This is a genomic window from Actinomadura rubrisoli (assembly GCF_004349215.1).
Taxonomy (GTDB): domain Bacteria; phylum Actinomycetota; class Actinomycetes; order Streptosporangiales; family Streptosporangiaceae; genus Spirillospora; species Spirillospora rubrisoli.
In genome coordinates this window covers 1-5,658 of record NZ_SMKU01000478.1, presented here as the reverse complement: position 1 = coordinate 5,658, position 5,658 = coordinate 1, and the positions used below count along the sequence as shown (strand labels likewise).

At 75.3% G+C, this 5,658-nt stretch carries 2 protein-coding genes and 1 pseudogene; 2 read left to right on the top strand and 1 reads right to left on the bottom strand.

Annotation, left to right across the window (positions count from 1 at the left end; all coding sequences use genetic code 11):
• Together E1298_RS43400 and E1298_RS43395 are read left to right on the top strand one after the other, a co-directional pair.
• Positions 1–1,203 (top strand): annotated as a pseudogene (locus tag E1298_RS43400) (hypothetical protein); the annotation flags it as partial.
• Between the two features lie 140 nt (positions 1,204–1,343).
• Positions 1,344–2,675: a hypothetical protein gene (locus E1298_RS43395; RefSeq protein WP_131903217.1), complete on the top strand. Its 1,332-nt coding sequence runs from the start codon at positions 1,344–1,346 to the stop codon at positions 2,673–2,675.
• Between the two features lie 15 nt (positions 2,676–2,690).
• On the opposite strand, the gene E1298_RS43390 is transcribed toward E1298_RS43395, so the two are convergent.
• Positions 2,691–5,648: an ATP-binding protein gene (locus E1298_RS43390; protein ID WP_131903219.1), complete on the bottom strand. Its 2,958-nt coding sequence runs from the start codon at positions 5,646–5,648 to the stop codon at positions 2,691–2,693.
• Between the last annotated feature and the right edge of the window lie 10 nt (positions 5,649–5,658).

Here is a 5,658-nt window from a genome sequence, read left to right as displayed (position 1 = left end):
GGATTCGCCGCCGCTGCCCCGCCGCCCCCGTCATGGGCGAGCGAGCAGCCCACCGGAAGTCTCTTCGCGGGGCCTGGCCCGTCCGGCCCGGCCAGCCCGTCCGGTCCGGCGCCCGTGCCCTCGTCCTTCGGCTCCGAGCCGCTGCCCGAGCCGAAGTCGATCGTCCCCGAGTCCTGGTTCGCCCAGCCGCGCAAGCCGCAGGAGCCGGACGCCGAGGCGACGCAGATGTGGACGCCGCAGGCCCAGCCCGGCGACCAGTCGTGGGGCGCGCCCATGCACGCCGCGGGCGGCGGACCGCAGGGCGAGGCGACGATGCTGGACGGGACCGTCCTCGACGGCGCCACGCAGATGGCCCCCGGCCCGGCGATGGGCTCCGGCATGCCAGCCGACCAGGGCACGCGGCTGGACTTCAACGCGGGCCCCGGCCAGAACGGCCTCATGGGCGCCCCTCCGATGGGCGCGGGCGGTCCGATGGGCGCGGGCATGCCGCCGATGGGGCCGGGCGGCCCGATGGGCGGCCAGGCCGGGCCGGGCGACCCCGCGTTCCCCGGCTACCAGCACCAGCCCCCGGCGCGCTCCGGCGGCGGGACGAGCAAGCCGCTCCTCATCGCCGTCTCAGCGCTGGTGGCGGTGGCGGTGGCCGCGGTCGCGTTCGTGGTCTGGCCCTCGGGCGACGGCTCGGACCCGGGCGCCAAGCCCGCCAAGCCCCGTCCCGGCAACACCAAGGTCGCGCAGACGAACCAGATCCCGAGCGCGTCCCGGCAGCAGGCCGGCGCCATGAACGCGGTGCTGAACGCCAGCGTCGACACCCGCCGGGTCCTCGCCGGCGCGCTCGGCAGGGCACGCACCTGCAAGGACCTGCCGACCGCGATCCAGGGTTTCCAGACGGTCGCCCAGCGCCGCCAGAACCAGCTGCGCCGCACCCAGAGCCTCAAGCTCGACAAGCTGTCGAACGGGGAGCGGCTGCGCGGGTCGCTGCGCCAGGCGCTGCAAGCGTCCCTGGAGGTCGACCAGGCGCTGCTGCTGTGGGCGCAGCGGAACCAGCGCAAGTGCAAGGGCAAGCCGCGTCCGGACGCGGCGCACGCCCCCGGGCGTGCGGTGAGCGAGCAGCGCGCCACGCTGGCGAAGCGGCAGTTCGTGGTGCTGTGGAACCCCGTCGCGAAGCGCACCGGCCAGCCGCAGCGCAGCTGGCAGCGGGTGTGACCGGACGATCACGAGCGCGTTGCGAACCTTGCCGCGGGCGGTCCGCCCGGGGCGGCAGCGCGTTATCTTGGCACCGTTGCACCTCACGGTAAGGGGTTGGTATGCGGTGTCCGGGCTGCGGTAGCGACACCACTGCGGCGTTGCCCCGGTGCACCCGGTGCAACGCGCCGCTGGACAACGCGTCCGGCGGCGACACGACCCCCGGCGGCCCCTTCGCCGCGGACGCCACGTCCCACGACTCCGCCGGCACACCGCCGGGCGAGGACGCCACGTCCAGCGACCTGTTCAGCAGGCCGCTCAGCGACGACGCCACGATCAGCGGCCCTTTCGGCAACCCGCTCGGCCAGGACGCCATCCGCAATCTCCCCGGCCCGCCCGCCGAGGACGCGACCGCACGCGACTTCGGCACCCCGCCGAGCGAGGACGCACCGTCCCGCGACCCGTTCGGGAACCCGCTCGGCGACGACACGGCGACCCGCGATTTCAGCGGTCCGGGCAACACCCTGAGCGCCGGTCCCGGAGGCAGCCTCAACCTCGGCCCCGGCAACACCCTCAGCGCGGGCCCCGGCGGCACTCTCGACGCGGGCCCGGGCAACGACCCGAACGCGCCCGGCAGGCGGGGCGGGCTCGGCCGCCACAGCGCGGGGCCGGGCGGGATACCGGCCTCAGGCGGGCCCGGCGGTGGGGCGGAGAGTCCCCCTCCGCCTCCGTGGTCCCCGCCGCCGCAGGATCCCGTTCCGTGGACGCCTCCTCCACGGGAGTCCCCGCCTTGGGGGTCGCCGCCACCGCAGTACACCTCGCCGATGCCGCCGTCCGGCGAGACGTCGATCCCCCTCTCTCCGGAGCCGTGGGCGGAGCCGGCGATCTGGCAGCCCCCGCCGCCCGCGAAGAAGAGCAAGCAGCCGTACTTCCTGATCCTCGCGGGCGTGGTCCTGCTCGCCGGGGTGGCGCTCGGGATCGTGTTCTGGCCGAGCGGGTCGAAGCCGGCCCCGCCCGCCGGCAACGCGGCCTCGCAGCAGTCCCAGCAGGGCGTCGCGCCCGAGAACGAGGCGGTGAGCGGCTCCCCGTCCGGCGACGGCGACCTCGCGGCGCAGGCCGGGACGGTGGACGGGCTGCTCAAGGAGATGGCGGGCACCCGCTCCGACCTCGGCTCGGTGGTGACCGCGGGCTGCGGCACGCCGGGCCTGCAACGCATTCGCGACCAGCGGCAGGAGCAGCTCGACCGGGCCCGCGCGCTCAAGGTCGACGCGCTGCAGGACGGCGAGCCGCTCAAGGACGCGCTCGTCCGCGCCCTGGAGGCGTCGGTGAAGTCGAACCAGCGCTACCTGGACGTCGCGCCCGGCTGCCCGTCGGACGACGACGTCGCCCCCATCAACCAGGAGGCGAGCGACGCCAAGAACGAGTTCATCCGCTACTGGACCCCGATCGCCGAGAAGGCGGGCCTCCCGCCGCGCGACGCCGACACGATCTGACCCGGCCGTCCGCGCTCACTCGGGAGGCGGCGGGTCCTGGCTGAGGAAGGGCAGCCCGGCGGACGGGTTCTCGAAGGGGTCCACGAACCGGTCGGCCCAGCTCAGCACCGGTTCGAGCCAGGCGGTGACCTGCATCGTCCCCGCGACGTGCTCGATCTGCTCGTCCTCGTCGAAGCCGATCGCGACGACCGACAGGTCGCGGTAGAAGGCCGCGTGGTCGTCGTCGCCGTAGAGGGCGGTGAGGGCGAGGGGCCGGTTGCGCTCCAGCTCCATCGACAGCGGATGGCGGCGCAGCGCGCGCAGGCGGTGGCCGAGCTTCGGCTCCGGCGGCTGCTTGAGGCCGGGGAGCTGGTAGTCCAGGGACGGCGCGGGGGCGTGCTTGTCCGGGGCTCCCGCGCCGTAGGGGAACAGGCGGTCCAGCTCGTGCAGCCACCGCACCTGCGGGATGACCCAGTTCGCGCCCGGGGACGTCCCGGAGGCGTCCGATGTCGCCGGGCTGCCGCCCAGGAGCCTTTGCGCGACCCCGGCGACGACACCGGTCAGCTCCGCCGGCGGGTACGCGGTGCGCAGCGCCCACGAGCGGCGGGTCACGGCGCGTTCGAGGACGGTGGCCAGGGCGCATTCGCGCAGGCGCGGCGCCAGCCGGGACCACGCGCGGCCCAGCTCGGCCGGGACGGCGGGCATGGGCCGGTTGACGACATGCGCCAGGACGAGCGTGTCGGCCCACAGCCGCAGCCACGCCCAGTCGGGATGCCCGGCGACGATGTCGGCCTCCCGCAGCTCGTACAGCGTGCAGGCGCGCCCGGACCGGCACTCGCAGCCGCAGGCGGCCGACCGGCGGCCGTCCACCGGGGGCGGCGGGCCCGGCAGCTCGGCCTCGCGCCCCTCGCCGAGCGGCACCCGGACCCTCAGCGGGCGGTCCATGCCGTCCGCGAACACGGCCGCGACGCCCGGACGCAGCGACACGACCTCGCGCGACTGGTCGGCGTCGAGGTTCATGGCCGCGCCGACCTGGTGCCGGTCGTCGTGCGCGGGCAGCCGGTGCACGACCTTGAGCGCCGTGTTCTTGATCACGTCGGGGACGAGCTTGGTCGGGATCTGCTCGGCGACGATGATGCCCTCGCCGTACGCGCGGATCTCGGCGAGCATCCCGGCGAACAGCTCCACGGCGTGCGAGCTGGTGCGCTCGGGGCCGCGGTTGCGCAGCAGCCGGTGCGCCTCCTCGATGACGATGACGTGCCGCAGCGCCGGGCCGGTCGCGCGGTCGCGGCGCCGCTCGCGCATCCGCAGGTGCTCGACGATCCGGATGATCAGCGTGCCCATGAGGAACGCCTTGTCCTCGTCGTTGGCGACGTCCTCGATGGCCAGGACGATGTTGTCGCGGAGCATCCCGCCGATGTCGGCGGGGTGGCCGCCCTCGAAGAACCGTCCCGCCGAGCCGATCCGCAGGGAGCGGAGCCGCACGTCCACGAAGCCCTGGACGTCGGCCATCAGCTCCCGCCCGTACCCGACGTCCGAGATGACCTGAAGCGCCGCGTTCTGCAGCTGCTCCAGCGTCGGGACGGCTGGCTCGATCAGCGAGCCGGGGACGCCCGCGCCCGTCACCACATCCCAGCCGTTGGTCTCGTACACGCGCTGGAGCGCCTGCGCCATGATCTGCGGGAACGGCTCCTCGGCGTCGAACGCGGCCTGGAACAGCGCCCGCACCATGTCGATGTGCGCCTGCACCGGATAGCCGGGCTCGGGCGCCAGCGGATTGACCGACAGCGGCACCGACGCCGGGTCGGACGGGTTCACGACCGTCACCGGGCCGCCGAGGTCCCTGATGCGCCCGGCCATCGCCGCGTACTCCGACTTGGCGGGCTCGATCGCGAGCCAGGGGATCCCCGCCCGCGTGAGCTGCTCCAGCAGGTGCCGGACGGTCTGCGACTTGCCCGCCCCGGTCGAGCCCGTCACGAACACGTGCCGGTTGATCGTGGACCTCGGGACGGTGAGCCGCCCCACCTGCCGGTCCTGGCCGTCCAGGATCGCGCCGAGGTCGATCTGCGCGTCGCCGCCCGTCTCGGACGTCACGTCGAAGTACCCCGCGTCCAGGACCCGCAGGCCGGGCACCTCCCGCCGGGGCAGCCCGGCCAGCGCCGCGAGCGCGCCCGCCGTCGCGACGAACGGGAACCGCTGCTCCGACTCCGCCATCGGGCGCGCCGGCGCGGGCACCGCGCCGGGCTCCAGCATCTCGCTGAACGAGCCGCTGCCGTGCCCGGACCTGAGCCGGTACGGGTGGTGGCCGAGCTCCATCGACCCGACGAGCACGGGCGCGATCTGCCCCAGCTCGGCCTGCGTCGCGGCGCCCGCCACGACCCTGACCTGCCACAGCCCGGCCTCGCGGAACGCGTCCAGCTCGGCGAGCCGCTGGTCGGCGCGGGCGACCGCGAGCCGCGCCTGCTCGTCCTCGCCGCGCCGCAGCATCCGCAGCTCGTGGTGCAGCTCGCGCATCTCGGTGTCGATCAGCCGCTCGTCGCACGGATCGGCGGCCACGAACCAGCCGAACGGCCGCTCCATCAGCGTGACCAGCGTCGACTCGAACAGCCCGGCGCCCGCGTCCATCCGGGTGACCTGCGGCGCGAGGCGTCCGGGACAGCGCGTCCACGCCATCCGCTCGGCCTGCCGCAGCCACCCGCCCCCGATCGGGACGCCGCGCGCGCCGCTGGGGAACAGCAGCCCGTGCGCCTCGCCGTCCGCCCGTCCGCCGCCCTCGGCCCCTCCGATCGGACCGGCGTTGGTGATCAGTTCGAGCGGCGCGCCCCCGCCCGCGGACAGCCAGCCCACCACGAACGGCCTGCGCCGCTGCGCCGCCGACAGCGCGGCGGGCAGCACGCTGACGAAGTCCCACTCGGCCGAGGCGTCCCGCTGCGGCGCGGGAATGGCCTGGATGCGGTACCAGGGCCCCGGCAGCGCCTCCCCCCGCCCTTGCATGCCGCCGGAC

Coding starts and splice junctions, on each gene's coding strand:
- E1298_RS43390 (WP_131903219.1), bottom strand. CDS start 5,648: ATGCAAGGGCGGGGGGAGGCGCTGCCGGGGCCCTGGTACCGCATCCAG.